This window comes from Lysinibacillus sp. DFXJR4 (genome assembly GCF_057196045.1).
Genome location: NZ_JBXUNW010000007.1, coordinates 143,145 through 168,712, shown reverse-complemented (window position 1 = coordinate 168,712; position 25,568 = coordinate 143,145). Strand labels below are relative to the sequence as shown.

General features: G+C 34.4%; 26 protein-coding genes. 20 read left to right on the top strand and 6 right to left on the bottom strand.

The window, feature by feature from the left end:
• Positions 1-6 precede the first annotated feature (6 nt).
• The 4 genes from AC2CGN_RS15910 to AC2CGN_RS15895 all read left to right on the top strand — a co-directional run bounded on the left by AC2CGN_RS15910 (position 7) and on the right by AC2CGN_RS15895 (position 4,453).
• A complete protein-coding gene (locus AC2CGN_RS15910) occupies positions 7-345 on the top strand; it encodes a cupin domain-containing protein (RefSeq protein ID WP_484514860.1) in 339 nt (112 codons plus the stop codon).
• A 407-nt stretch (positions 346-752) separates the two neighbouring features.
• Positions 753-2,003 carry a vWA domain-containing protein gene (locus AC2CGN_RS15905; protein ID WP_484514858.1) on the top strand — a complete coding sequence of 417 codons (1,251 nt, stop codon included), beginning with the start codon at positions 753-755 and terminating at the stop codon, positions 2,001-2,003.
• 101 nt (positions 2,004-2,104) lie between these two features.
• Positions 2,105-3,973: a leucine-rich repeat domain-containing protein gene (locus AC2CGN_RS15900; protein WP_484514856.1), complete on the top strand. Its 1,869-nt coding sequence runs from the start codon at positions 2,105-2,107 to the stop codon at positions 3,971-3,973.
• Between the two features lie 288 nt (positions 3,974-4,261).
• Entirely contained in the window at positions 4,262-4,453 is a 192-nt protein-coding gene (locus tag AC2CGN_RS15895; protein WP_286923182.1) for a hypothetical protein, read from the top strand.
• Between the two features lie 84 nt (positions 4,454-4,537).
• On the opposite strand, the gene AC2CGN_RS15890 is transcribed toward AC2CGN_RS15895, so the two are convergent.
• Both AC2CGN_RS15890 and AC2CGN_RS15885 read right to left on the bottom strand, forming a co-directional pair.
• Positions 4,538-6,109 carry a hypothetical protein gene (locus tag AC2CGN_RS15890; protein ID WP_484514854.1) on the bottom strand — a complete coding sequence of 524 codons (1,572 nt, stop codon included), beginning with the start codon at positions 6,107-6,109 and terminating at the stop codon, positions 4,538-4,540.
• On the bottom strand, positions 6,102-6,656 hold the full coding sequence (locus tag AC2CGN_RS15885) for a sigma-70 family RNA polymerase sigma factor (RefSeq protein WP_484514852.1): 555 nt from the start codon (positions 6,654-6,656) through the stop codon (positions 6,102-6,104). The genes AC2CGN_RS15890 and AC2CGN_RS15885 overlap by 8 nt, the downstream gene beginning before the upstream one ends.
• Before the next feature lie 160 nt (positions 6,657-6,816).
• Here AC2CGN_RS15885 and AC2CGN_RS15880 point away from each other — a divergent pair, with 160 nt between their 5' ends.
• The 3 genes from AC2CGN_RS15880 (at position 6,817) to AC2CGN_RS15870 (ending at position 8,352) form a co-directional block, all read left to right on the top strand.
• On the top strand, positions 6,817-7,311 hold the full coding sequence (locus tag AC2CGN_RS15880; RefSeq protein ID WP_484514850.1) for an RNA polymerase sigma factor: 495 nt from the start codon (positions 6,817-6,819) through the stop codon (positions 7,309-7,311).
• On the top strand, positions 7,298-7,963 hold the full coding sequence (locus tag AC2CGN_RS15875) for a zf-HC2 domain-containing protein (RefSeq protein ID WP_484514848.1): 666 nt from the start codon (positions 7,298-7,300) through the stop codon (positions 7,961-7,963). The genes AC2CGN_RS15880 and AC2CGN_RS15875 overlap by 14 nt, the downstream gene beginning before the upstream one ends.
• Before the next feature lie 110 nt (positions 7,964-8,073).
• On the top strand, positions 8,074-8,352 hold the full coding sequence (locus AC2CGN_RS15870; protein WP_283870165.1) for a hypothetical protein: 279 nt from the start codon (positions 8,074-8,076) through the stop codon (positions 8,350-8,352).
• 84 nt (positions 8,353-8,436) lie between these two features.
• On the opposite strand, the gene AC2CGN_RS15865 is transcribed toward AC2CGN_RS15870, so the two are convergent.
• On the bottom strand, positions 8,437-8,928 hold the full coding sequence (locus AC2CGN_RS15865; RefSeq protein ID WP_484514846.1) for a hypothetical protein: 492 nt from the start codon (positions 8,926-8,928) through the stop codon (positions 8,437-8,439).
• Positions 8,929-9,071: 143 nt separating this feature from the next.
• Between AC2CGN_RS15865 and AC2CGN_RS15860 the strand changes: the two genes are divergently transcribed.
• From AC2CGN_RS15860 to AC2CGN_RS15850, 3 genes are all read left to right on the top strand, one after another.
• The gene (locus tag AC2CGN_RS15860; RefSeq protein ID WP_429983531.1) at positions 9,072-9,230 is read left to right on the top strand and encodes a hypothetical protein; all 159 of its coding nucleotides are present in this window, start codon (positions 9,072-9,074) and stop codon (positions 9,228-9,230) included.
• A 441-nt stretch (positions 9,231-9,671) separates the two neighbouring features.
• The gene (locus AC2CGN_RS15855) at positions 9,672-11,153 is read left to right on the top strand and encodes a malate:quinone oxidoreductase (RefSeq protein ID WP_283870163.1); all 1,482 of its coding nucleotides are present in this window, start codon (positions 9,672-9,674) and stop codon (positions 11,151-11,153) included.
• 355 nt (positions 11,154-11,508) lie between these two features.
• Positions 11,509-12,585, top strand: a complete 1,077-nt coding sequence (locus AC2CGN_RS15850) for an ankyrin repeat domain-containing protein (RefSeq protein ID WP_484514843.1) — start codon at positions 11,509-11,511, stop codon at positions 12,583-12,585.
• A 59-nt stretch (positions 12,586-12,644) separates the two neighbouring features.
• Here the strand turns inward: AC2CGN_RS15850 and AC2CGN_RS15845 are convergent, their stop codons facing one another.
• Together AC2CGN_RS15845 and AC2CGN_RS15840 are read right to left on the bottom strand one after the other, a co-directional pair.
• Positions 12,645-12,926, bottom strand: coding sequence for a hypothetical protein (locus tag AC2CGN_RS15845; RefSeq protein WP_429983527.1), 282 nt, complete (start codon positions 12,924-12,926; stop codon positions 12,645-12,647).
• Positions 12,923-13,582, bottom strand: coding sequence for a hypothetical protein (locus tag AC2CGN_RS15840; RefSeq protein WP_484514841.1), 660 nt, complete (start codon positions 13,580-13,582; stop codon positions 12,923-12,925). Before AC2CGN_RS15840 ends, AC2CGN_RS15845 begins: the two co-directional genes overlap by 4 nt.
• Positions 13,583-13,903: 321 nt before the next feature.
• Here AC2CGN_RS15840 and AC2CGN_RS15835 point away from each other — a divergent pair, with 321 nt between their 5' ends.
• The 6 genes from AC2CGN_RS15835 (at position 13,904) to AC2CGN_RS15810 (ending at position 18,925) form a co-directional block, all read left to right on the top strand.
• Positions 13,904-14,362 carry a VOC family protein gene (locus AC2CGN_RS15835; protein WP_484514839.1) on the top strand — a complete coding sequence of 153 codons (459 nt, stop codon included), beginning with the start codon at positions 13,904-13,906 and terminating at the stop codon, positions 14,360-14,362.
• A gap of 30 nt (positions 14,363-14,392) precedes the next feature.
• On the top strand, positions 14,393-15,145 hold the full coding sequence (locus AC2CGN_RS15830) for an SDR family NAD(P)-dependent oxidoreductase (protein WP_286923168.1): 753 nt from the start codon (positions 14,393-14,395) through the stop codon (positions 15,143-15,145).
• A gap of 44 nt (positions 15,146-15,189) precedes the next feature.
• A complete protein-coding gene (locus AC2CGN_RS15825) occupies positions 15,190-15,948 on the top strand; it encodes an SDR family NAD(P)-dependent oxidoreductase (protein WP_286923167.1) in 759 nt (252 codons plus the stop codon).
• Positions 15,949-16,017: 69 nt separating this feature from the next.
• Complete coding sequence (locus AC2CGN_RS15820; protein ID WP_484514837.1) at positions 16,018-17,067, top strand: TRAP transporter substrate-binding protein; 1,050 nt, start codon at positions 16,018-16,020, stop codon at positions 17,065-17,067.
• An 83-nt stretch (positions 17,068-17,150) separates the two neighbouring features.
• Positions 17,151-17,633: a TRAP transporter small permease gene (locus tag AC2CGN_RS15815; RefSeq protein ID WP_429983522.1), complete on the top strand. Its 483-nt coding sequence runs from the start codon at positions 17,151-17,153 to the stop codon at positions 17,631-17,633.
• Positions 17,633-18,925, top strand: a complete 1,293-nt coding sequence (locus tag AC2CGN_RS15810) for a TRAP transporter large permease (protein WP_286923163.1) — start codon at positions 17,633-17,635, stop codon at positions 18,923-18,925. The genes AC2CGN_RS15815 and AC2CGN_RS15810 overlap by 1 nt, the downstream gene beginning before the upstream one ends.
• A 130-nt stretch (positions 18,926-19,055) precedes the next feature.
• Here AC2CGN_RS15810 and AC2CGN_RS15805 read toward each other — a convergent pair whose 3' ends face one another.
• Positions 19,056-20,717 carry a sigma-54 interaction domain-containing protein gene (locus tag AC2CGN_RS15805; protein ID WP_429983521.1) on the bottom strand — a complete coding sequence of 554 codons (1,662 nt, stop codon included), beginning with the start codon at positions 20,715-20,717 and terminating at the stop codon, positions 19,056-19,058.
• Positions 20,718-20,885: 168 nt separating this feature from the next.
• Between AC2CGN_RS15805 and AC2CGN_RS15800 the strand changes: the two genes are divergently transcribed.
• The 4 genes from AC2CGN_RS15800 to lpdA are packed head-to-tail and all read left to right on the top strand — an operon-like array spanning position 20,886 to position 25,568.
• Positions 20,886-21,875, top strand: a complete 990-nt coding sequence (locus AC2CGN_RS15800) for a thiamine pyrophosphate-dependent dehydrogenase E1 component subunit alpha (protein WP_429983520.1) — start codon at positions 20,886-20,888, stop codon at positions 21,873-21,875.
• Between the two features lie 19 nt (positions 21,876-21,894).
• Positions 21,895-22,875 carry an alpha-ketoacid dehydrogenase subunit beta gene (locus tag AC2CGN_RS15795; RefSeq protein WP_429983519.1) on the top strand — a complete coding sequence of 327 codons (981 nt, stop codon included), beginning with the start codon at positions 21,895-21,897 and terminating at the stop codon, positions 22,873-22,875.
• 12 nt (positions 22,876-22,887) lie between these two features.
• Positions 22,888-24,174, top strand: a complete 1,287-nt coding sequence (locus AC2CGN_RS15790; protein WP_484514834.1) for a dihydrolipoamide acetyltransferase family protein — start codon at positions 22,888-22,890, stop codon at positions 24,172-24,174.
• A 14-nt stretch (positions 24,175-24,188) separates the two neighbouring features.
• Positions 24,189-25,568: a dihydrolipoyl dehydrogenase gene (lpdA, locus tag AC2CGN_RS15785; protein ID WP_484514832.1), complete on the top strand. Its 1,380-nt coding sequence runs from the start codon at positions 24,189-24,191 to the stop codon at positions 25,566-25,568.

Genomic DNA, 25,568 nt, shown 5'->3' with positions numbered 1-25,568 from the left:
ATGAATATGCAATATCAAGCTATTAATCTGAATGAGGAGCTATCTCAAATCAACGAGCTTTGGTCACCGAAAGTCGTTGGTGAAATAAATGATTTTCTATTTAAGTTGATTAAGATTGATGGGGACTTTATCTGGCACAATCATGAGGGCGCGGATAAGGTATTCATTGTAATCGAAGGAGAAATGTTCATGGCTTTTCGTGATGGTCAGGTGAAAATTTCCAAGGGGGAGATGTTTATTGTTCCAGGAGGAGTCGATCAAAAGCCTTTCGCTGAAAAGGAATGTCATATCATGTTGGTGGAGCCTAAAGGTGCAATAAACACTGGCAGTACTGAGTCTGAATAAATCTACTTGGATTAGTGTTTGTGATTTACGTAATAATGGCTCATCTTATGGTGTATGTATATCAAACTTGTTGGAAAATTGGAATTAAGGAAGTATTGTAGTTTTTTAGATGTAATTCACTTAGATATATTGTGGTGAATCTAACATAAAAAAGTGCTCTTTTGTACAAGAGAACGGTCATCTATCCATTTTTGGGGTAGATGACTTTTGTTCGTTTGGGCAGATTTATGTAGGTGAATTAGCACTCGAACATTTTCTATTTTAAATGTTATAATTTTCTTAAATATAAATATATTTCTGTGCTAAATGCATTTATTCTAAAGTCATTAACTATACGGAAAAATGCAGGGAAAAATAAAAATTCTACGTATTTTCTGTTCTATTTAATTGTATAAAGGGGTTTTGATATGGCTAACATTGTTTCTTTACAAAAAGGTGGTAATACGGTTCTTTCAGAGAGTGGTATTGTCACAGTGGAAGTACAATGGAACTCTACATCTGTCTTAGATGTTAGTTCTTTTTTGGTAGCTGCTGATGGCAAAGTTCCATCAGATGATTACATGATATTTTATAACCAAGAAACAGATCCAGAGCGAAGTGTTTGGTTGAAAGCGAATGATATGAATAAAGTGGTTTTTACTATTCAGCTAGAGAAGCTTTCACCGACTATACAGCAGTGTTTCTTTACAGCGACATTGGAAGGAAACTCAACATTTGATTCAGTTCAAGGGTTAAGTATCATAGTAAAGGGAACGCATGGGGAAGTTTGTTATCAAATCGATGATGCTACTGAAGAAAAAGCATTAGTTCTTGCAGAAGTATATCGACACCAATCAAAATTTAAATTTCGAGCGATTGGCAGAGGATTTAATGGCGGGTTAAAGCCATTAGCTGAATCGTACGGTGTAGAGGTTGAAGAGCCTGAAGTACCTGAAGCTTCATCTGTTCCTCACAGTGAACCTGTTCAAGAAGTTAATTTAACAAAAATTGATTTACTGAAAAGAAAAGTTTCAATTTCATTAGAAAAGAAGAAAATCGCATTAGAGAAATCACGTGTAGCAGTTGTTTTTGATGCATCGGGGTCTATGACACATCTATACAGAAATGGGACCATTCAACGTGCTTTTGAACGTGTGTTGGCCGTCGCTGCCTGCATGGACGATAATGGCGAATTAGATGTTTGGTTCTTTGGGTCTAAATTTATGAAAACGAGAAGTGTAACAGAAAGAGATTTTGAGGATTATATTAAACAAACGTATCCTATACCTAAAACGTTCGGTGGTCTAGGTATAGGAAATAATGAGCCACCTGTTATGAAGGATATCATCCATCACTATGTTAAAAATGAACCTAGAAAAGACATACCAGCATATATAATATTTTTCAGTGATGGTGGAATTTATAAAGATAAAGAGATTGAAAAAATATTAGTGGATGCCTCTAAACAAAATCTTTTCTGGCAATTTGTTGGGCTAGGAAATGCAAATTATGGAGTTCTTGAGAAATTAGATAATTTACCGGGACGATTTATTGATAATGCCGATTTTTTTGCTTTAGATGATTTAGATAAAATATCAGATGAAGAATTATATAACCGTCTCCTAAATGAGTTCCCAATATGGCTGAAGGAAGCAAGGGAAAAGGGAATTTTATATTGAACCAGTATAGGTTGACCAAAACATATTTGTGGAATGAGAATTGAGCTGGCTAAGGACAATTTATTGGCTATACAAAAAAGGTTGACTAGGGGGGGAAGCCAATGGGACTTATTAAATTAAATTGTCCAAATTGTAATGGAAAAATAGAATATAAAGAAGGGCAGCCATTCAAATGCCCTTTTTGTGAAACTGAATTAATGTTGAAGGAGAATAATGTCTATTATGTTGACCAGACGATCAATAATTATTATGGAACACCTCCTCCAAAAACAAACACACGTCCAAATTTAAAAGCGCTTCTAATTATACCAATCGTAATGATTTGTGCATTCTTAGGGTATTTTCTTTTGAATTATAATCAAACAGAATATGGTAACCGTGATAAAATACCTGTTCGATCAATGCCGGAAAGCGAAGTTCTTTTGTTCTTTTTAAAAGATATTTTTAATAAAGGTGAAGCGATGCCCACTAAGGAAGAATTGGCAAGTATTCGCTATTTAACTACCTACTATACTGATTATCAGTGGCATTTTAATTACAGCTTTGATGATCCTTTTACGAATAAGCAGGCTGAAATTTCTACCTATATCATTATGGATAAGGTATTAAATACACAAAAAATCGAACAAAAAGACTTTGAAGCCTTTACAGGACTGACTGTATTGAAGTTCATGAATAATTATGAGATATCGCAGAGTGAAAAAGTAAGCTTCCGACATCTGAAAAACTTAAAAAGCTATACAGGCAGCTTTAATGAATCATTTAGTAGAATTGCCGACTATTTTAGTGATAAGTCTAGCGTTGTAGAGCTCTCTGTCCAAATTCGAAGTAATGATGAACTTGCATTATTATTAAAGTTTCCCAATCTTCGATCACTTGAGATTTCTTATTTGAATGAGACGGTTACAGACTTCCATCTGCTGAATCAACTATCATTAAAATCATTGTCTTTAAGTTCTACCAATGATTTAAAGTGGTTGGCTTCATTAACAGGTTTGGAGTCATTAGCAATAGATATGAGTGAGGCGACAGATTTTAGCTCGTTCTATTCACTAAATCAACTACAAGAATTGAAGCTTACATCTGTAAGAAATTTAAAAACGATTGATTTTATACAAAATATGCCCAACCTGCAATCCCTTGATCTTGAAAATATGGATATTACGAATTTAGAACGCCTTAGAGATAAATCGTCATTGACTAAATTACGTTTATCTTCTCTTTATAAATTAGAATTACTTGATATTGTGAACAGCCTGACTTCACTGACTGATTTATCGATAATTGGTTATAGTGGCGATGTATCATCGATTGTAGCTCCTCATTTAAAAAAAGCGGAATTAACAAGTTCTTTCATACCTAAGTTAGAGGCACCTACTTTAAAAAACTTAACGGTTTATATTAGAGGATCGGAGTCGTATTTTAATGGAGCAGAATTATTAAAATACCCACAGCTAGAACAGTTTACCGCGATGGAGAGTGGAGATTTTAAAGGTATTAGTGCATTAAACCGTCTACCAAATCTACAAACGTTAAATTTTAATGAGACATATTTTTTCGATGAAACGAGGGAGTTATTTAATTTACAGCATGTAAAAACGTTAAATTGTAATGAGTGTACGTTTCAATTTAATAGTAATAATCCTTTTAACAACAACATACTGGAACATTTAACATTGAATGATGGATCCTTCCGAATAGGTAATGGTGACTGGTTGCATGAAGTTGATAAGGTTATGCCTTATTTTGCTGGTTTTTCAGCACTTCGTTCATTCACAATGCAGGATAGTTCACTACAATCGATAAGTTTTATGGAAAATTGGCAACAAATTGAGATGCTTCATTTGGAAAATAATGCTATTACAAATATAGAACCTTTAGTGAACCTACCTAATTTGAAAAGGCTATACATTTTAGGGAATCAAGTGCAAAACAAGTCAGTTCTTGACAAGGGAATTTTGATTTATTAAGAAGTTCTTGGAAGCGATAGCTAATGAGATTCGTTCCTATATGCTTTAGAAACCATAAAGCTGATACGGCTTTATATTGTGCCAAAGCAAGAAGGACGTAATCGAGAACATGTTTATAAAGAGCCTATTAAGCCTGAAATGTAACAGCATTTCAGGCTTTAATATATTGATGATAAATCTTCGTTGTTTATAAATAAAAATGCATTTGCTAGTGCAAACTTTAGATGAAAAGTCGCCAAACAAATGATCATGACTTTTCAAAAAATCAATGAAGGATGGTAGTCAAATATGAAAACAAAGCAAACCAATACAACGCAATACGCAAAGAAATTACAAGCAAACCAAAACCGTCAGCAGCAGGAGGAATTTGGTTCCGAGTTTGAAATCGATGCAGCTTCAGCACAAGTTAACAACTTTGCCGAAGCACAAGGAAAAACAGATATCAAACAGCCAGTAAGTGAGCGTACGGCATGGCATTAATTTTCATTTGACAACTATTCAAAACATTGAGATGGAGAACTAAGGTTTTGGCCTTAGTTCTTCATATTGATGAGGAAAAAATTATTATTGTTTTTTGTGGTCATTATTAGGCTTAAAAGATTTTAATAATTCCTTAGTATCTTGAAGAGAAATGTCCTGGCTAACAACCTCATATTTATAATCACCTTTCATGCCTATAAAATGAGCGCCTAAAAGATCTGTTATTTCATAACCTGACCACTCAATGCCGTTTAAAGTAAATTTTTCAAGTTGCTCTCCCTTTTCCCTATTAAAATCACTTAAAGTTCGTATTACGGAATCTTTATGATAGGCACGTACATAGATAACCTGACTTTCATTTTCGAAAATATAAGTAAGATATGCTTGTTTATAAGTTTTATATTTTTCATAGCCAGCTGAGAATAATGAAAGCCTGGAATGCGTAAATTCATACAGGAATGGTATGTCCTTCCGAAGTAGATCTAATACATCCTCGGTATCTTCCTTAATATCGTCTGCATAGTCTACAACTTCTATATCTACTTCTCTTGGGTCAATATTTACTTTTTTTCGCGTATTTATAGGTAGGTGATAGCCATCTAAGTTTGGCACAAATGTCTGCGGATCAATCGCTATATTTACATCCAAACGTTCAGGATGAAGATAACTAGTAAGTTTACCATCCTTATCATACGTTTCATATTTCATTAGGATTCCAGTATCTTTGTCCACCCAAAAGCGAAATGTATCAGTTGTTCCTTTCATCTTCATTCTCTCTACTACTTGCCCATCCATTTTTCCGAATAAAACAATAGTATTATGGCCTAACAATTCTTCATTTTGTTTTTCAATCTCCCAATGCTCCATATTTCTTAAATACCTAGAGGTTATTTCATAGGGGAACAAAGATGTTCCTGAAGCGGTAATTTGTGGTTGTTCCCTAAACTTGGGGTTTTCTTTATATACATCTTTCAGCTTAATACTAAATGCTTCCTCTGGAGTAACCACTTCACGTGTTGGTTCCGATTGATAATCTTGTACTTGGTATGTTTTATTTAAACTTTCTTTAGACCAAAGCTTTTCATTATTATAAATATATTCTTGAATACTTTCCTTAAACCCCATCACCTTTTCATCAAATAGAGTTGTTACTTTCTCGTATCCACCAATTTCATTTTTTAAACTTAATTTATACTCAATAATAGAAGTACTAACAGAGTCATCATAAAATAGTGAATACTCTTCAAATTTCCCAGATGCAGTGTGAAAATAATCCACCGTATTTAAAAGCTTTGCAACAACATCCTTCTTTGTCATCTCTTCATAAGATTCTTTTTGTTCAGGAGGTGTATATAGGTGTGGATCGATTTTAGGCTCTTGGAGAATGGCCTCATTATTTTTATTTAAACCTGTGATTTTTTCTTCCCTTGATAGAATTTTCAACTCGTTTATAATGAAATAGCTTGTTCCTAAGAAAAATAGAAGGGTTATGACGGTAGGTAAAAAATAATTTAGCTTGTGTTTTACATGAAACGACTTCTTGTTTCTTTTGTGTATAGTCTGACGAACATTTTCTTGATTCTTCTCATTAAAATTGATGTCCTTTAAAACAGTTTCATTCATTGTCTGTACAATTTTTTTAAATACGTCATCCATTAATTTTGCCCCCTTCAAGTGACTTTTTTAACAAAAGGCGAGCTCTATGCAGTCTGGATTTAATCGTTTGTAACCTTAAATCTAATAAAGTCGATATTTGGTTATATGACATTTCTTCGTAATAATATAAAATAATAACCTCTCTATATTTCACTGGTAAGGAAAGAATCTTTTCAGCAATTAGTTGCTTATTCTCTAGTCCAACCAACTCCATTTCAGGTGATTTATTAGTACTTTTTGTTTTTGAGAAAAATTCTGTAAGTATAATATGTCTAAAAGACCAACTTCTTAATTTGTCTTTACATAGGTTCACTGTAATACGATATAGCCATGTTTTATAAGAAGATTCATGTCGAAAGCTGTCTAAGTTCTCGTAGCATTTTATAAAAACCTCTTGGGCAATATCCTCTGATAATTGCTTCTGCTTCAAATAGGTAAAAGCTAAACGAGCAACTTGATCTCCGTATTCCTTCATTAACCATTCAAGCCTCTCCTCTCTACTTAAATTGCTCTCAATTTCTACTGGCTTTCTTTCTTGTTCAAGCATCCTCCACACCCTTTCAAATATTAGACGGAGTAGGTACATTTTGGTTGTAAAAATATTTTCTATTCATTAGTTCATGTGCACGGGGCAGGATTTTTTATAGTTAAAATTTTTGTAACATTATTAAATATCGGAAGTTATTTAAGTGAGGAGGTGAAAAGACATGGAGTTTGAGGAAATCTATCACAAATATTTTCAGGACGTTTATTTATATCTGAAATCATTGAGTCATAACGATAGTATAGCTGAAGAAATGACCCAGGAAACTTTTTTTAAAGCATTAAAGAACATTGAAAGCTTTGATGGTTCCAGGGATATTCGAGCTTGGCTCTTTATCATAGCTAAAAATACATACTTCTCTTATTACAAAAAGAGGAAAAGGCATATTGATTATGATTTAAGTGAGGAATCAGAAATAGGCGTCCATATTGTGAAGCATTTAATGAATGAAGAAGATGCATTTGCAGTTCATCAATTTCTTCATTCAATGAAGGAACCATACAAAGAGGTCTTTTCACTACGAACCTTTGGGGAGCTATCCTTTGATAAAATAGGGAGGCTTTTTGGTAAAAGTGCAGGATGGGCTAGGGTGACCTTTTACAGGGCTAAAAAACAAATACTAGAATATATGGAGGCGATGAATCATGAAAGAGATTAAATGTACAATTATTCAAGATATTTTACCTCTTTATATTGATGGGGTAGTTAGTCAGGATACAAAAGAAATGGTTGAGGAGCACTTAAAGCATTGTGAAAAGTGTCAGCACGAGCACCAGCAAATGAAGCATGAAATTTATATTCCTGAAGAGAATAAAGCGTCTCTCTTTAAAACGATTAATAAAAAATGGCGCAAGAAAAAGATAATCATTTCATGTATCTCAGCTTTCATCACCACTTTAATTTTATTAGGTGTATTTGAATACGTGTTTCATTATGAGACGATAATTCCATATTCAGAAGATATCGTGAAAATTGAAAATAACGAAGATAAAATATTATTTGCCCATTACTATGGTAAAAGCTATGCAAGTGTTAACGTCACACATCCTATGCTCCTTGAAGTAGATGGCGAAAAAAAGAATATAAGCTTTATTTATTATAATAAAACAATTGCAGATTCGCCTACTCGACAGCTAATTAATAATGGAAAAGCACGCAAAGAGCAGGATTTTATTTTTGAATTCCCTGAAGCTAAAGAAATAGATGCTGTGTATTATGCGGAATATGACGTTAAAAAAATAGCAGCTAATAAGGATTCCTGGAGTAATATTTTAAAAGATGCTGTTTTAATTTGGAATAAGATGGAATAAAAATTCCATTGTAAGAATTCACTTTATTTCTTCCTGAATATTTTCTAACCTTTTTAAAAATACTAGGACTAGGTAACTAATCGAATGGTTAGGAAAGGGAGAGGTAAAAATTGGCGAAGCACTCAGATACAAGCTGGAAACAGGATCATCCAAGTACGTTATTTAGCAACTCTGTCCAAAAGGCAGAACGTTTGTTAAAGCATGCAAAATCACACCCCGAGGAAATTGCGATTGAACATGCTTTTGATCAACTAGACCATGCAGAAAATGCGTACATGAATGCACAGCAATATGGTGAGCATTTGGATACTGTCCAGCAAAATAAAGAGTACCTAGAGCAAATTAAACAGCAGTTACACGACATGAAAGATAATGTAAAAAAGCAGTAGAGCATTTGAACCTTCATCTGCGGATAGATTAAAAATGGCTTAAGCTCTATGAACAATAGACTTAAGCCATTTCCTATTCCGCATTTAACACCAAACAATTATCTCATTTGGTGTGGTTTGAGCCGGAATACTTCTTGTTGTAGCACCATAAATGACAATTAGGTTTCGATTGGCTGGATTTCTTGAAAAAGGTTGCCCATTTTTAAGCAAGATAACTGTAGATGGAGAGAGATTTAATTGTAGTTGGCCATCATTGCTCAATAAGTGATTATCAAAAAAATCCACTTTTACATTTTGGTAATTACTTTCCTTTACAATAATGAGTGCTCTATATTGTGGCGGGTATATCATAGGTACAGGAGCGTCCCCATCATAGTAGCCTGTAATCCAATCACCAGGTCTCACTATTTCCTGATTAACAAAGTAAGTGGAAGGAGAAACGACAAAATTTACAACGCCACCAGCACCATCTTCTACAGTCAAAAGTTTATAGCAGCCCTCAGCATCCCTATTTTGTCCAACAGGAAAATCATTTATTTGTGTAACAATTCCACGGAAAGACCTAAAATTTACCATAACCATTCCTTTCGAATTAACAATTGTATTAGCTTATGTAACAATCTTTATATAGATGACAATTCGAAAAAATCTATTTATCTATATAAGCTTGTCCTTTATTATAGGAAAAGAATGTTTTAATCAAAATAGGGGGAAAGCTTATGAAGCGGATTTCTAAAAATAATAAAAAACCAATTTTATTAGGTAGCATTATTATAATTGTCATCGCTGGTTTACTCGATCTCAAATACGAGGGGTTATTTTTCCGTATATTACCTGAATCAATACAACAACATTTATCTAATTTTTTTAACAAGTAAAGATAGACATAAAATAAAAAACACTAGTAAATTTTGAGAAAATTCGCTATATTTAGATGTGGAGTGGGGCTAGTACAAAAACAAGACTGGTTCCCTATTTTTATGTTATTATATAGATATAATAATCAACTTGATTCATTTATATGAAAGCGCTAACCATTTTTAGGCCAATTATTCCAAAATACATGAATTTCAATGGTTACTTTTAATTATGTGTTTGTCCATTTTTCGCTTGAATTATGAAGGAAATGGCTCGAAATATGCCGTTAAATCTCATATAAATAGTTGATATTTTAATCTTCAAGTAATTGTGATAAACTGCAATAAGGTAATAATTGATACAGAAAAGGTGTGCTCCTAGGTCGCTCCATGGCTTGCTTTGACATCTAAGCGGAGTGCTTACATCCTTTCTGCAAATCTTAATATATAAGGAAGGTAAAAATGAGTAACAGACAAATTAAATCAGATGTTATCTTAATTGGTGCCGGAATCATGAGTGCGACTTTGGGGACACTGCTCAAAGAATTAGCACCAGATTGGAAAATTACAGTGTTTGAGAAGCTCGATAAAGCTGGCGAAGAAAGTTCTCATGAATTAAACAATGCGGGAACTGGGCATGCTGCACTATGTGAGCTTAACTACACTTCAGAGAAAAAAGACGGATCAATCGATATCAGCAAAGCGATTAACGTTAATGAGCAGTTCCATGTTTCAAAACAGTTTTGGTCTCATCTTGTAAACAATAAACTAATCAATAACCCACAAGACTTCATTATGCCTTTACCACATATGAGCTTAGTACAAGGAAAAGACAATGTTGAGTTCCTAAAAAAACGTCATGAAACAATGACGAAAAATCCTTTATTCCAAGGTATGGAATTTTCTGATGATCCAGAAAAACTAAAGGAATGGATTCCTCTTATCATGCAAGACCGTACTGCAGACGAAGCTATTGCTGCAACAAAAATTGACACTGGTACTGACGTTAACTTTGGTGCTTTAACACGTATGTTATTTGATCACTTAAAAACAATGGATGTAGATATTAACTACAATCACAGTGTTGAAAGTTTAAAACAAGCAAGCGATGGAACATGGGAAGTACGTGTACATGATTTAGATGGATGTAAAATGGAATATCATTCAGCAAAATTTGTCTTCCTTGGCGCTGGTGGAGGAAGCCTAGAATTGCTACAAAAATCAGGTATTCCTGAAGGAAAACATATTGGTGGATTCCCAATTAGTGGTTTATTCTTACAATGTAATAATCCAGAAGTAGCTGAAAAGCATCATGCAAAAGTGTACGGAAAAGCAAAAGTTGGTGCTCCACCAATGTCAGTTCCACATCTTGATACACGTTATATTGATAACAAAAAATCATTATTATTTGGACCATTTGCAGGGTTCTCACCTAAGTTCTTAAAAACAGGTTCAAATATGGACTTATTTGCTTCTGTAAAACCGCATAATATCACAACTCTATTAGCGGCAGGCGTTAAAGAGATGGGATTAACAAAATATTTAATCCAACAGCTTATGCTTTCAAAAGAGCAGCGCATGGATGAGTTACGTGAATTCATTCCAAATGCGAAGAGCGATGATTGGGATATTATTGTTGCTGGACAACGTGTACAAGTAATTAAAGACACAGAAGCTGGCGGAAAAGGAACGCTTCAATTCGGTACAGAAGTTGTAAGCGCTTCTGATGGATCAATTGCAGCTTTACTTGGAGCTTCACCAGGTGCTTCTACGGCTGTTCACGTTATGCTTGAGGTAATCAATAAATGTTTCCCTCAACATATCAAAGAATGGGAGCCAAAAATTAAAGAAATGATTCCATCTTATGGCTTGTCATTAGCACAAAATCCAGAGCTTCTGAAAGAGATTAATGAAACAACTAATAAAGCACTTGCTTTAAAATAAATACTAAATGTGGAGACGGCAGATGTTAGCATTTAAGCAACATTTGGACAACCGTTTCCATAGCATAGAATCTTCAATCAAATAAAGGATTGGGGATTCTATTTTTTTATCCGTTAGTATCAATTAATTCTATTATATTAGAATATGCTGTAAATAATGACAAATTTACAAATATTTAATACAAAAATTGAATGAGCAGCATTATTTCGGAGAAGCATTCAACGCTTAGGGTGCTAATTAAAGATGAAAAATACCTTAATACTTCTATAGTCTTTCGTGAACTTGCCAGCTTATGGACTGATTGTTTTCGCTAAAGTTGTTATCTAAACTTTTCATAAAGAAAGGAATGGGATAGATGATTAATCTAAAAAATATTGGTAAATTTCATGAACTACCAGAAATGGCAATGCATATATACAACGGAAATGTGCCAGCTTTATTACTTGCCATTGGAGGGGGCTGGGATATTGAAGAGGACATTATATTAAGTCAACATATCTCATTAAGTCCATTAGATTTGTCGTTAAGGTTACAGAGACTGAATGTGATAAGGCTGCTAGTAGAGCACGGTGTCAATTTGAATGTTAAAAATAATTCAGCCTTTTTGCTAGCTGTTCGTTATTGTAAAGAAGATGTAGTGCGTTATATTGTACAGCATGGAGCGAAGCTTGACATGCTTAATCAGGTCGGGTCTGGCGCCTATTCACAAGCCTACTATGGTAATAAAAATAATATTCCACTCATTCATGAGCTAGGTCTGGATATAAGACAGTACGGTGGTCCAGTATTGCGTCAGGCTGTGTCGAATCATGACATGAAGACAGTTACATATTTACTCGATCAAGGAGTGGACATTAATTATAATAAGCCAGATATGGTTTATCCTTATCAAGCAACCCCATTAACTGTGGCAACACGAATGGGGAATCTAACAATGGTGAAATACTTGGTTGAGCGTGGCGCAAACGTTACTTTAGCAGAAAAGGATGGCGAGCGCCCATATACGATTGCGGTGGGCCTTAAAAATACTATTTTGGCTGACTATTTGAAAGCATTGGAGCCAGCCATGCTTCATGATTTGGAGAACAAAAAATATGAGGTAAAGAAATATAAGTTGAGTGATGAACTGATTAGCTTTCTTACAGGAGAAGAGCTACGACTAGAGCTAGATACCAATGATTACGACATCAGATATATCGACTTTTTCACCCTGACAGACACCATTGAAATGAAGGTTGGCCGTCAAAAGCTACTACGTTTGTCTGCATATGTAGACAATTATTCTGATTTACAAATCGTATGGAATCCAAGGAAAAAGCAAATTGGCTGCTATGATGTGGAGCATCAAGAATATGCTGATTTGTGTAGCTTTAAAGAATTTCTTGTAAATCCTGAAACATTCGTAATCAATTTTCTTGAAGGAGAGTTGTAGATTTATAAATTCTTAGAAGCACATCTTTTATTATCAAACAAAAGATGTGCTTCTATATTTTAAAATTTAAGCTTTGATAAACAAAATTGGATAGAGCGTTTGACATAGATTGAACAAAAGAAAAGCAGCAGAGCTACGAGAAGGGCTAGGGGAATACTGTAAGCGACTGGAAGGTCAACACCACTCCAAAGGCTCATCTTGATTTGCTCAAGTCCAACCGTTCGTAAGAGACCACCTACTATTGATAATAATGCACTTAAAATCAAGCCAGCATAGAGGATTACTAATACAAAGAGGGCTAATGAGCAAAAAAAGCTTTGTATAATTTTTATGATTGTCATTCTTTTTCCCTCCGTATAATTTTTTGCACTTTTGAATTTGGCGCAATGGAATAGCTTTCCGTATAATAAAGCGTTTTGACTTTACAATTCCTTCCTACGTTGACAACGTCTCCATCCACTATTTCTGCGTTCGTATACGACAGACGTACAACTTTCCCCTTTAGACAATTACAATTTAACTTTTTCTTTAATAATGGAAGAATGGTAATCTTATCCTTCTCTATCCAAATATCATCAGCATGTAGTTCTTTAATGTCACTTTCACCAGACAATTTTAAAGCAAAACTTTTAGCATTTATTTTTGCTGCTTTCACTATACCAATTACATCTACGGATTCTGCCTCTAAACTTTGTTCAATGGTTAACTTTCCAGAGCTATTTAGCTTTATTACTTTTCCATTGTTCAGCTTAAAGCTACCAGCACTCGTAATTTCGTTTATTTCACAATAATCCTTTAATCTGCATGATCCTGAACTGTTTAAAATCTGTGCTGTTACACGGGATTGAAAAGAACTATGTCCATGTGTTGAGATTTTTTTCAGTCGTATTTCTTGATGTAAAGCAACCGCTCCCCGAATATTTAATTGCTCACAGTCTGTAGCTAAGTCTTTAATGTTGCCATTAGTGAGGGTTACAGTGCGGAGTTTTTGAATCAAAAATATTCACCTCATTTTAATTTAATTAATATATATTTTAATTATTAAAATATATATTAATTAAAATACATGCACCTCCCTTTTGTCAAGAACCAATAATTCACCTAAATCTACGCTAATGAGTCCTTATAAATTTTCTAGGAAATACAAATTGGAAAGCCCTAAAATGAAATGATGTTAAAAATCATCAAGTGATGATTTTTTGCAAATATTTTTATGGGACATCTGTGTTATTAATCTAAATTTACTAACTATTCATCGCGGTTTAAAATTGGCACGATTTTTGCATGATATAAAAGTGAAGCGAAAGGGGGGATAAATGTGAAGGGGAATGTCACAGGTTTTATCCATAGTGGAATAACAGTAAAGGATTTAGAGATTTCTTTAGATTTTTATGTAAATAAGTTAGGTTTAGAATTAATTTCGAGACAAATTTCAAGTAATGAATATATTTCAGACATAGTTGAACTTGTCAATTTACAAGAGGTCAAAATTGCATTTATTAGAATTCCAGGAGGGAATGAAATAGAGTTACTTGAGTATGTAGGCATGGAAAGATATCCAGGCAATGTTCGTCCATGCGATTATGGATCGGGACATATTTGTCTAATGGTTGAAGGAATAGAAGAAATGTACGAGTATCTAAAATTGTCTGGAGTTCAATTTAGATCTAAAAAAATTGTAGATATTACATTAGGTGCAAATAAGGGATCAAAAGCTATTTATATGTATGATCCCGATGGATATATTATTGAGCTGATGGAAAAGAGTACAAATTAATGAAAGCGAATTCAGTAAAGGGTGGAATCTATGCAAAGTTTACAAGGTAAAAAAGCAATACTTACAGGTGGCGTTCAAGGTCTCGGGTTAGCAATGGTAAAGGGGCTTTGTGAATATGGTGTTGAGGTTTGCATTATTGATTACTCCAATGATGTAGAGAAGATTGCTAAAGATATGCAGAATGAAGGATTTACTGTATACGGAGTACGAGCTGACCTATCGAACTTAGAGAAAATTCCTGAAGTATTCCATATAGCAGTCCAACTATTAGGTGGGGAGTTAGATATTCTTGTAAATAATGCCGGAATCCATAAACCGATGCCTGCGATTGATTTACCGATTGAGGACTTCCAAAAAATTATTGACGTTAATGTTACTGCAATATTCGAATTAAGTAGACTTGCATATCATGAAATGTTGAAAAAGGGCGCTGGGAAAATAGTTAATATTGCATCTGTATTAGCTGTACAGGGGGGTTATAATGCATCTGCCTATTCTGCAAGTAAAGGAGCGGTTGCCCAACTGACAAAATCATTATCCAATGAATGGGCCAAAAAGGGTATTAATGTAAATGCAATTGCTCCTGGATATTATAATACAGCATTAAATCAATTTATTCTTGAAGATGAGTCAAGATATCAATCACTAATTAGCCGTATACCTGCTGGACGCTTTGGCGAGCCGAATGAATTAGCAGGTGCTTTACAATTTTTATGCTCAGATAAATCAAACTATATCAATGGGATCCTCTTACCGGTAGACGGTGGGTTTTTAGGAAGATAAAAATTGGGTGGTTAAACGATAATCCCAAGAAAGTGAGCAATAATATGGAGTTGAATCTAGCTAGAAAAAATGTATTGATTATTGGTGGTTCAAAAGGTATTGGACTGGAAATAGCAAAAAGGTTTATAGAAGAAAATGCAAACGTTTCAATTGTTGGTCGTTCTATAGAGCATTTGAATGAAGCGAAACTGCAGTTAAAAAATGTAACAACCTATCAATCTGATATTACGAATAATTATGAGCGTGAAGGTCTAATTGAAAAATACATATTAGATCATGATCATATCGATATATTGATAAATAATGCTGGGGGAAGTAATGGCTCTAGTATATTAGAAACGCCCATGGAGAATTTCTATGAAGCATTTGAATTAAATTACTTTTCGAGTGTACATCTTAGCAAATTGGTTCTTAAACATATGAAGAAACAAGGAAGCGGCAATATTATTAATATTTCTTCTATTTATGGTAGGGAAAGTGGAGGCAAGGCAACCTACAATAATGCAAAAGCAGCATTAATAAGTTTCACGAAAGCGTTAGCACACGAAGTCATTAAATACGGTGTAAGGGTTAATAGCATTGCGCCTGGTAGCGTTTATCATGAAAGTGGCGTTTGGGGAAGGTTAACAAGAGAGGATCCTTATAAAATTGAAGAGTTTGTAAAGAATGATATTCCAGCAGGTCGCTTTGGTAAACCAGAAGAAATTGCAGATGTAGTCGTTTATTTATCGTCTGAAAAAGCTTCTTGGATTATTGGTGCAACCATCAATGTAGATGGTGGGCAATCTAAAATGAATTTTTAAACCTGTAGAATTGGACAATAATTATCAAATCTATTGAACTAATTTTGTGAAAAATAGGAGGCTTATACAATGAAAAATAAAAAAGTACTAAAGAAATTAATGTTTTCAATAATGGCATTGTCGTTAATATTTTTAGCAGCGTGTTCAAGCAATGGTGGAAAAGAATCAGCATCGAATGGTAAAGCAATTACGATAAAAATGGCAAACCAAGTCGATGCCAATAACTTTTTAAATTTAGGATATGATAATTTTAAAGATACCATTGAAGAGAAAAGCAATGGCGATGTAAAAGTTGAAATTTATAATGGTGGTACTTTAACTACTTCTGATGAAACAACAGCAGAATTATTACAAAACGGTACGATTCAATTGTCAACAACATCTGCATACGGTATTGCGAATTCAATTGGTGCAAATGCTTTTAATATTTTCGATGTACCTTTTTTATTTGATAGCCGTGAACAGTTTTACACTTTCCTAGAAGGAGAATATGGTGACTTATTAAAGAAAGAGGTTGCTGATAAATCCAATATGTATCTGCTTGGGTTCATTGATTTAGGCTACTATAGCATTTTAAACGGTAAAACATCTGTTAAGGCACCATCAGATTTAAAAGGTTTAAAGATTAGAAGCTCATCAGCGAATTTACATTTAAGTACATTGAAGTCAATGAAAGCAAATCCAACACCAATGGCTTATAGTGAAGTGTTTACAGGGTTACAGCAAGGGACGATCGATGGTGTTTCTACAACAACACCTTTAATTTACGGAGATCGCTTTTATGAAGTAAATAACCATTTTACAGCGACAAATCACATTTTATTATTACATGGTGTGCTAGTAAATAAGGATTTCTATGATGGTTTAAGCGAAGATATGAAAAAAACGTTAGATGAATCTGTAGCTTCATATACAAAACATGCAATAGACCTTGTAACCAAAGCTGAAAAAGATGCTATCGAAGGCTTAAAAGATAAAGGTGTAGATGTAGTTGAATTATCTGAAGAAGAGAGAAAGAAATTTAAAGATGCAACAATAAACGTTGCCAAAGAGAACATGGATGCAATTGGTCAGGAAAATTATGATTTAGCTATTAAATTACTAGGGGAATTGAAATAATTTCCTGAGAAATAAAATTCAACATATTGCCCTTGTAATGAAACATATTGAAATTACAAGGGTACAAAGGGAGGGGACAAGCAATGGAGAAGCCTATGAAGAAACCAATTGAAGCTTATGCTAGCTTTGCAATTCTATTAATTATGACATTAGTTATGTTTGCAGCTGTGGTTTCAAGATATGTTTTTAACTCCTCAATTGTTTGGGCAGAAGAACTATCAAGATATTTGTTTGTTTGGTTTGTTTTTATTAGTGCAAGCTATGCTGTCATTACGAAAGCGCATATTAGAGTAGAAGCATTAAATATGATTATCCCCAAAAAAATTCGTCCATATGTGAACTTGATAGGTAGTTTTATATGGATGCTGTTCAGTTTATATATTTCGTATCTGGGCTTTCAATATGCATTTAATTTATATAAACAAAACGCAACCTCAGCAGCACTTAATTTACCAATGGGGGTAGTCTATTTAGGGATTCCAATTGGGTATTTTTTAATGGCTATAAGAATTTTTGTAGTGGAGATATTAGATGTTTTTGTAAAGAGAAAAGAGGGTGAGAAATAATGTTAGGGGCCATTGGAATTCTCACAATTGTATTTATTCTGTGTCTATTAATAAATATACCAATTGCAATTTCTTTAGCTATTTCTGCGTTAACTGTTGTTCTAATTGAAGGAACAATACCTATTTCATTTCTTATTCAAGCGACATTTACATCGAATGATTCGTTCTCATTATTAGCTGTACCATTTTTCATTTTAGCGGGAGAATTAATGAGTACAGGGGGGATTTCTAGAAGACTTATTGATTTCTTCAAATCAATGGTGGGATCCTGGACAGGAAGCTTAGGTTTAATTACAATACTTGCAAGTTTGATTTTTGCAGCAATCTCTGGATCAGGTGCAGCAACGGTTGCCAGTATCGGCGGAATTATGATACCACACATGATTAACAGTGGTTATAAGAAACCATACGCCGCAGCATTAACAGCAAGTGCAGGTGCCCTTGGTCCTATCATACCACCAAGTATTGTCTTTATTTTCTACGGGATCATGGCAGGGGTATCAATTAGTGATTTGTTTATCGCTGGTATTGTCCCAGGTTTATTAATTGCAGTGATATTAGTCATCATTAACTATATTGTATGTAAAAAAGAAGGCTATGTGGACCAACAACCAGAGGAAGAAAAAATAGGTTTTTGGCGATCATTAAATGAAGCAAAGTTCGGATTATTAGCCCCTATTATTATTTTAGGTGGAATCTATGGTGGTATTGTCACGCCTACAGAAGCAGCAGTAGTTGCTGTTGTTTACAGTTTAATCGTAAGTATATTCATATATAAAGAATTACGATTCAGTGATTTAATGGATGTATTTTTAAACGCTGCTGTTACATCTGGATCTGTTATGATTTTTGTTGGTACTGCAACGTTCTTCGGTAAAATTTTAACATTAGAGCAAGTGCCACAATATATAGCTAATGGTATTTCAGACTTTACAACAAATCCGATTATCATTTTAGTGTTAATTAACCTTTTCTTATTAGTTGTAGGAATGTTTATTGAAACTGTTGCAGCATTATTAATATTCGTCCCATTACTATTACCAATCGTTATACCTTTAGGAGTAGATCCATTACATTTTGGGATGATCGTATGCTTTAACTTGACGTTAGGCCTATTAACACCACCATTGGGATTAAATCTGTTTATTGGGGCAAAAGTGGCAAATATACGTTTTGAAGAAACCTTTAAACATCTAACACCTATTTTAGTAGCGTTACTAATATTACTAGGCATCATTACATTTGTGCCTCAATTAACGTTATTTTTACCACACTTATTATCTGGTAAATAATGTTGTTTGACCTCTAAAAAAGAAAAAGTCGATTTGCCACAAAAAATGTGATGCAAATCGACTTTTTTAACTTTTCAAATCTAAAAAAGAAGATTTCTACTATAATAAAAAACAGGAGGTCAACTTTTTATTAAGAATGGTTCTCTATTTTATATTTTTGTAGTTTTCTTACAAGTGTAGACTGATCAATTTTTAATGCAGTTGCTGCTTTTCTTATACTAGGATAAATTTTAATTGCTTCTCGAATAATACTTTCCTCAAATGATTCAACTTGATCCTTTAACGGTAAATGGTGAGTAATTAAAGTATTGCTATTAGATACTTGAATGCTGCTATCGCTGTTTAAGTTTAATTCCCTTTGTAGATCATCCATCGTAATCTCTGAATGTTGACTCATCAAAACAACTCGTTCTACGATGTTCTGTAACTCTCTGACATTCCCCGGCCATTTATAGTTCGCAAATGTTTCAAGCACTTCAGATGAAAAAGAACGGTTTAATCCATATTTAATGTTTAAATTATTCGTAAAATGATAAATAAGAGGAATGATATCCTCTACTCTTTGCTCAAGCGGTGGAATTTTGATTGGAATAATATTAAGTCGATAATATAAATCCTCTCTAAATTTCATCTCTTCAATCATATCCGATAAATTTCTGTTTGTTGCAGCAATGACACGGACATCTACTTGAATAGGTGTTGTACCGCCAATTCTCACAACTTCCCGCTCTTGAAGAATACGTAATAGTTTTACTTGAAGCTGTAATGGCATTTCTCCAATTTCATCTAAAAAGATTGTCCCATTATTAGCGGCCTCAAATAATCCAGCCTTGCCCTTTTTGGTAGCACCCGTAAAAGAACCCGATTCATACCCAAATAATTCCGATTCAAGAAGAGATTCAGGGATTGCACCACAATTAATTTTAATCAAAGGTCCGTCCTTGCGAATACTATTTCGGTGTATTAAATCTACTATTTTTTCTTTACCTACACCAGACGGCCCTTGAATTAATACGCCCGAATCAATTTGTGCAACTCTTAAAGCACGGTCAATGACATCTTTCATTTGTGTAGAATGTGCAATAATTGAATATTTCGGATCACTAATCCCTTTTAATTGTTGTAATTCTTCATGGATTCTTTGATTTTTGATTTCTAATTGTTGAATTTCTGTCTCTAAATTATTTAGCTGGGTTAAGTCACGAACATTATTCACAATTTTAATGATTTCGCCTTGCTTGTTTCTGATTGGAACGGCTGAAACTAAAACGCTTTTCCCTGTTTTAATCTTCTGACTTATTGTAATAGCACGATTCCCCTTGATAGCCTTCAATGATGCAGAAACATCAATAATTCCTTTGTCAACTAATGATTGTAGGTTTTTTCCTATACAAAATTCAGTTGAAAGCTCTGTAATTCTTTCATAAGCAGGATTCTGATACATAATCTTCCCTTTGGCATCAGAAATAACAATTCCGTCAAACGATGAATTAATAACTTCATCAAGTTCCTTTTTTAAATTATCCAATTTATCAATTTCCTGATTTAAGTTAACGGATTCTGCTAGAGGTAATAAAAAAATTGTTAGCTTAGAAAAATCCTCAACATTGTTTAGAACATTTATTTCCAAGTTAGAATTCAACATACAAAAATACTTATAACCATTAGAAATTTGTTTTTTTATATCATCAAAAAACTTTTCATAAGTCTTGGCAGTTTCATTACATACTAGAACATCTCTATTTTGATCCCACTCTATAACCCCAAGTATTTTTAATTGATTGTAAAACATTCATACTCCCCCCTTAAGTAGACATGATGTAATAATTCATCACTTGGGCACAATTATACATCATTTTTTCTCCAGTTCGATGAGAAAATACTGGGTTTTTGCATCAATAAAAGTTGGCATGCTTTTTGCATTAATAATTAATGTAAATATTTTTAGGAGGTTCTAAATATGTCAAATGAATTATTATTTCAGGAATTAGGCTTAGACAATCAGGATTTAAAGAAAATGTTGTATGACATGATTCTCATCAGAAAGTTCGAAGAGACATTGAAACAACTATATCAACAAGGAAAAATTCATGGAACTATGCATCTATGTATTGGTCAAGAGGCTACAGCGGTAGGTGCTTGTTTCCCACTAAATAACGAAGATAAGATTACAAGCACACATCGCGGCCATGGACATAGTATTGCTAAAGGAACAGATGTTAATAAGATGGTCGCAGAGCTACTTGGAAAGGTAACAGGCCATTGTAAGGGTAAAGGTGGTTCAATGCATATCGCTGATATGACAGTTGGGAATCTTGGTGCGAACGGTATTGTAGCAGCTGGTCTCCCGCTTGGTGTCGGCGCTGCTTTAACATCTAAAATGAAGGAATTAGGCTATGTAGTACTGTGCTTCTTCGGAGATGGTGCAACAAACGAAGGGGCGTTCCACGAATCCCTGAATCTTGCTTCAATTTGGAAGCTTCCTATAATTTTCTTCTGTGAAAATAATTTATATGGAATGTCAGGTTCTATTAAGGAAATGACAAATATAGAGTCCATTGCTGTCAGAGGATCGAGCTACGGAATTCCTAGCGAAACGATTAACGGTAATAACATTTTAGAGGTTATTAAAGCGACACAAGATGCAGTCGAACGTGCGAAGCAGGGTATGGGTCCTACTTTAATTGAAGCGGAAACTTACCGATGGGAAGGACATTCAAGAAGTGATGCTCGAAAATATAGAACGCGCGAAGAGGAGAAGGAATGGAAGAAAGCTAAGGATCCAATCGAAGCTTTTAAGGAAATTCTAGTTTCTAATAATGTCATAAATGAAAACGAATTCATAGAGTTAAACGAAAAAGCTCAAAACCAGATGAAAGAAGCGGTTGAATATGCTGAAAATAGTGATGATCCAAGTTTAGATACTTTAATGACAGATATTTATGCCTAGGGGAAAAGGAGAAATCAAGATGAGAGAAATTAGTTATTCAGAAGCTATTAAAGAAGCAATGACTCAGGTAATGCGTGAGGATAATGACGTATTTATTATGGGTGAGGACATCGGAGTATATGGTGGTGCCTTTGGTGTCACAAGTGGAATGATTGATGAATTTGGTCCTGAACGAGTTCGCATTACTCCTATTTCAGAAGCAGCAATTAGTGGCTGTGCGGTAGGTTCAGCAATGACAGGCATGCGCCCAATTTTAGAAATTCAATTTTCGGATTTTGTTGTAATTGCTATGGATAATATCGTAAACCAAGCGGCGAAAATGCGCTATATGTTTGGAGGGAAAGCAAAGGTTCCTATGGTAGTTAGATTACCAGCTGGCTCTGGTGCAGGATTTGCAGCACAACATTCACAGAGCTTAGAAGCCTGGATGACACATATACCAGGCCTAAAAGTTGTACAACCTTCCAATGCTTACGATGCTAAGGGGTTACTAAAAGCTGCAATAAAAGATGACAATCCAGTTCTATTCTATGAGCATAAAATGCTTTATAACCTAAAAGGAGATGTTCCTGAAGAATCTTATGAAATTCCTCTTGGAGTGGCAGATATTAAACGAGAGGGGAAGGACATTACTATTATTGCTACAGGTATGATGGTAAATCATGCGGTAGAAGCTGCACAAAAGCTAGAACAAGAGGGAATTGATGTGGAGGTAATTGACCCAAGGACACTTGTTCCGTTAGATGAAAAAGCAATTTTGGAATCTGTCAAGAAAACTGGAAGAGTACTAGTCGTTTATGAGGCAGTGAAAAGAGGCGGATTTGGTACAGAAATTGTTAGTTTAATCGCAGAGAGTGATGCCTTTGATTACTTAGATGCACCGATTTTACGATTAGGTGGAATAGAGGCACCAATACCATACAACCCAAAACTTGAAAAGGCTGCAATCCCTCAAGTATCAGATATTTATCAAAAATGTTTAGAATTAATGAACAAATAGAGGTGAACTAAAATGGCAAGAGAAGTGGTAATGCCCAAATTAGGAGCAACGATGGAGGAGGGCATCATTGTTAGTTGGCTAGTAAATGATGGTGAGTTTATCGAGGAAGGCGATCCCATTGCTGAAATTCAAACAGATAAAATTGTTCTAGAAGTAGAAGCTGAATCTTCAGGACATCTATTAAAAAAAGTATATGATGCAGGTAGTACGGTAAAAGTACATGAAGTTATTGCCTATATGGGTGAAGAAAATGAGGTAATAGAGCAAACTGAAAACTTCTCAGAATCAAGAGATAATAAATTGGAAGAAGTCAATGAGCAAGAAAAAGTGCGAAAAACACCTGCTGCCAACAAGCTTGCAAAAGATAATGGGGTTGGCCTTTCTCTTGTATCTGGGACAGGTCCGAACAGTCGCGTACAAAAACAGGATGTCGAAAATTACTTACAACAAGATACATCTAAAATCACGCCATTGGCACAAAAGATGGTTCAGGATCTAAAGATAGATGATAAAGATTTAATTGGCTCAGGACAGCACGGTAAAATAACGAAAAAGGATGTCTTGTCTGCTGTTACTAAGACAACATCAGCACAAGAAAGAGAATCTTCACAGCTCAAAAAAGTACCGTTAAAAGGCATGAGAAAAGTCATTGCAGAGCGAATGAGCGAAAGCTATTACACTGCACCACATGTAACATTGACAACAGAAATCAATATGACGGAATGTGTAATTCTGCGTAAACAATTACTACCTGTCATTGAGAAAGAAACAGGGTATCGATTATCCTATAACGATTTAATTGTTAAAGCAGTTGCACATACATTATCTAAAAATAAAGCATTAAATATTTCATTACAGAATAACGAAATTCATTTTTATGAAGAGGTCAATATTGGATTTGCTGTTTCTCTAGATGAAGGTTTAGTAGTACCAGTAATTGAAAATACAGATCAAATAGGCTTAGCGGAGATTGTAAAAAGAAGTAAAGAAATAGTTGCAAACATAAAGAATGGAAAATTAAGTCCAGAGTATTTTGAAAACGGTACTTTTACGATTAGTAATTTAGGTATGTATGCTGTGGATTCATTTACACCAATTATTAATCAGCCACAGTCAGCGATTTTAGGTGTAGGAAGAATTGTGGAAAAGCCAGTTGTAAAAAATGGCGAGGTAGTTATAAATTCAATGATGCAATTATCATTATCGTTTGATCATCGAGTAATTGACGGAGCACCGGCAGCTCAGTTTATGACAGACTTGAAAGAAAATTTAGAAAATCCATTTAGAATGCTTGTTTAAGTTGAGGTGAGAATATGACAACATTTGATGTAATCATAATTGGCGGAGGCCCTGGCGGATATGTTGCTGCGTTGAGGGGAGCTAGTGAAGGACTAAGGGTTGCGCTTATAGAGGCAGAGCAGCTTGGTGGAACTTGCCTGAATCAAGGCTGTATCCCATCAAAAACCTATCTAAAAAATGCAGAAATACTAGAGGAAATTGAGCAAGGAAAGCAACGTGGGATTTTAGTAAAGGACGTGGAATTTTCCATGGAGGGTATGGTTACCTACAAAAATTCCGTTCTTAAAAATTTAAGAATGGGTATTCAATCTTTATTAAAAGCTAGAAAAATAGAAGTATTTAATGGATTAGGATTAATAAAAAATTCTCAAGAGGTTGAAGTCATTTCAAATAATGAAAAGACTACTCTTTCAACAAAAAATATTATTATTGCAACAGGAAGCCGTCCACTTATTCCGAAAGTAGAAGGCTTAGAGAATGTGCAATATCATACAACAGATACAATTTTTGATCTTAAAACATTACCGAAGTCTCTAACGATTGTTGGTGGTGGGGTAATAGGCGTAGAGCTAGCAGATGTATTTAGCAGTTTAGGATCGAAAGTGACGATTATTGAATATAGCAACAGAATTATTGCTATGGAGGATGAAGAAGCCTCAAAAGCTTTACACAAAAAGCTTCACGACAAAGGAATTAATATTTTAACAGACCATCTTGTGACAAGTGTAAGTGAAGAAAATGGATGTAAGATGCTAGTGGTTGAGAAGAAATCGGGCGAGAAAGATGTCATTTCTTCAGAAGAGCTACTTATCGCAGTAGGGCGGACACCAAACGATTCTGCGACTAAGCACATAGATCTAGCATATAATGGAGCATTTATTAAAGTTAATGATCATTTACAAACCAATATTTCAACTATTTATGCGGTCGGGGATGTAATAGGTGGATACCAGCTTGCTCACGTTGCAAGTGCAGAAGGGTTAACTGTTATTGAGAATATTTTAGGCAATCAAAAGAAAATGGATTATTCTATCGTGCCAAGATGTATTTATACAAATTTACAAATTGCAAGTATTGGCCAATCAGAAAATGACTTGAAAAATAAGGGTGTTGATTACACAGTTACTAAATATAATCTTTTTGGAAATGGAAAAGCTCAGACTTTAGGAAAAAAAGATGGCTTTGTCAAAGTATTTACAGATTCTAAATATGGTGAAATTTATGGTATGTGTATGGTAGGTCCGTATGTAACAGAATTAATTGGACAAGGATTGGCGTATATGAGTCTTGAAGGTACCGTGTATGAAATGGCTGAAATGATTCAACCACACCCTTCTCTGTCTGAAATATTTATGGAAGTAGCTAATTTAAGTATTGGTAAAGGGGTTCATTAA

Coding starts and splice junctions, on each gene's coding strand:
- AC2CGN_RS15910 (WP_484514860.1), top strand. CDS start 7: ATGCAATATCAAGCTATTAATCTGAATGAGGAGCTATCTCAAATCAAC.
- AC2CGN_RS15905 (WP_484514858.1), top strand. CDS start 753: ATGGCTAACATTGTTTCTTTACAAAAAGGTGGTAATACGGTTCTTTCA.
- AC2CGN_RS15900 (WP_484514856.1), top strand. CDS start 2,105: ATGGGACTTATTAAATTAAATTGTCCAAATTGTAATGGAAAAATAGAA.
- AC2CGN_RS15895 (WP_286923182.1), top strand. CDS start 4,262: ATGAAAACAAAGCAAACCAATACAACGCAATACGCAAAGAAATTACAA.
- AC2CGN_RS15890 (WP_484514854.1), bottom strand. CDS start 6,109: ATGGATGACGTATTTAAAAAAATTGTACAGACAATGAATGAAACTGTT.
- AC2CGN_RS15885 (WP_484514852.1), bottom strand. CDS start 6,656: ATGCTTGAACAAGAAAGAAAGCCAGTAGAAATTGAGAGCAATTTAAGT.
- AC2CGN_RS15880 (WP_484514850.1), top strand. CDS start 6,817: ATGGAGTTTGAGGAAATCTATCACAAATATTTTCAGGACGTTTATTTA.
- AC2CGN_RS15875 (WP_484514848.1), top strand. CDS start 7,298: ATGAAAGAGATTAAATGTACAATTATTCAAGATATTTTACCTCTTTAT.
- AC2CGN_RS15865 (WP_484514846.1), bottom strand. CDS start 8,928: ATGGTAAATTTTAGGTCTTTCCGTGGAATTGTTACACAAATAAATGAT.
- AC2CGN_RS15860 (WP_429983531.1), top strand. CDS start 9,072: ATGAAGCGGATTTCTAAAAATAATAAAAAACCAATTTTATTAGGTAGC.
- AC2CGN_RS15855 (WP_283870163.1), top strand. CDS start 9,672: ATGAGTAACAGACAAATTAAATCAGATGTTATCTTAATTGGTGCCGGA.
- AC2CGN_RS15850 (WP_484514843.1), top strand. CDS start 11,509: ATGATTAATCTAAAAAATATTGGTAAATTTCATGAACTACCAGAAATG.
- AC2CGN_RS15845 (WP_429983527.1), bottom strand. CDS start 12,926: ATGACAATCATAAAAATTATACAAAGCTTTTTTTGCTCATTAGCCCTC.
- AC2CGN_RS15830 (WP_286923168.1), top strand. CDS start 14,393: ATGCAAAGTTTACAAGGTAAAAAAGCAATACTTACAGGTGGCGTTCAA.
- AC2CGN_RS15825 (WP_286923167.1), top strand. CDS start 15,190: ATGGAGTTGAATCTAGCTAGAAAAAATGTATTGATTATTGGTGGTTCA.
- AC2CGN_RS15820 (WP_484514837.1), top strand. CDS start 16,018: ATGAAAAATAAAAAAGTACTAAAGAAATTAATGTTTTCAATAATGGCA.
- AC2CGN_RS15815 (WP_429983522.1), top strand. CDS start 17,151: ATGGAGAAGCCTATGAAGAAACCAATTGAAGCTTATGCTAGCTTTGCA.
- AC2CGN_RS15810 (WP_286923163.1), top strand. CDS start 17,633: ATGTTAGGGGCCATTGGAATTCTCACAATTGTATTTATTCTGTGTCTA.
- AC2CGN_RS15805 (WP_429983521.1), bottom strand. CDS start 20,717: ATGTTTTACAATCAATTAAAAATACTTGGGGTTATAGAGTGGGATCAA.
- AC2CGN_RS15800 (WP_429983520.1), top strand. CDS start 20,886: ATGTCAAATGAATTATTATTTCAGGAATTAGGCTTAGACAATCAGGAT.
- AC2CGN_RS15795 (WP_429983519.1), top strand. CDS start 21,895: ATGAGAGAAATTAGTTATTCAGAAGCTATTAAAGAAGCAATGACTCAG.
- AC2CGN_RS15790 (WP_484514834.1), top strand. CDS start 22,888: ATGGCAAGAGAAGTGGTAATGCCCAAATTAGGAGCAACGATGGAGGAG.
- lpdA (WP_484514832.1), top strand. CDS start 24,189: ATGACAACATTTGATGTAATCATAATTGGCGGAGGCCCTGGCGGATAT.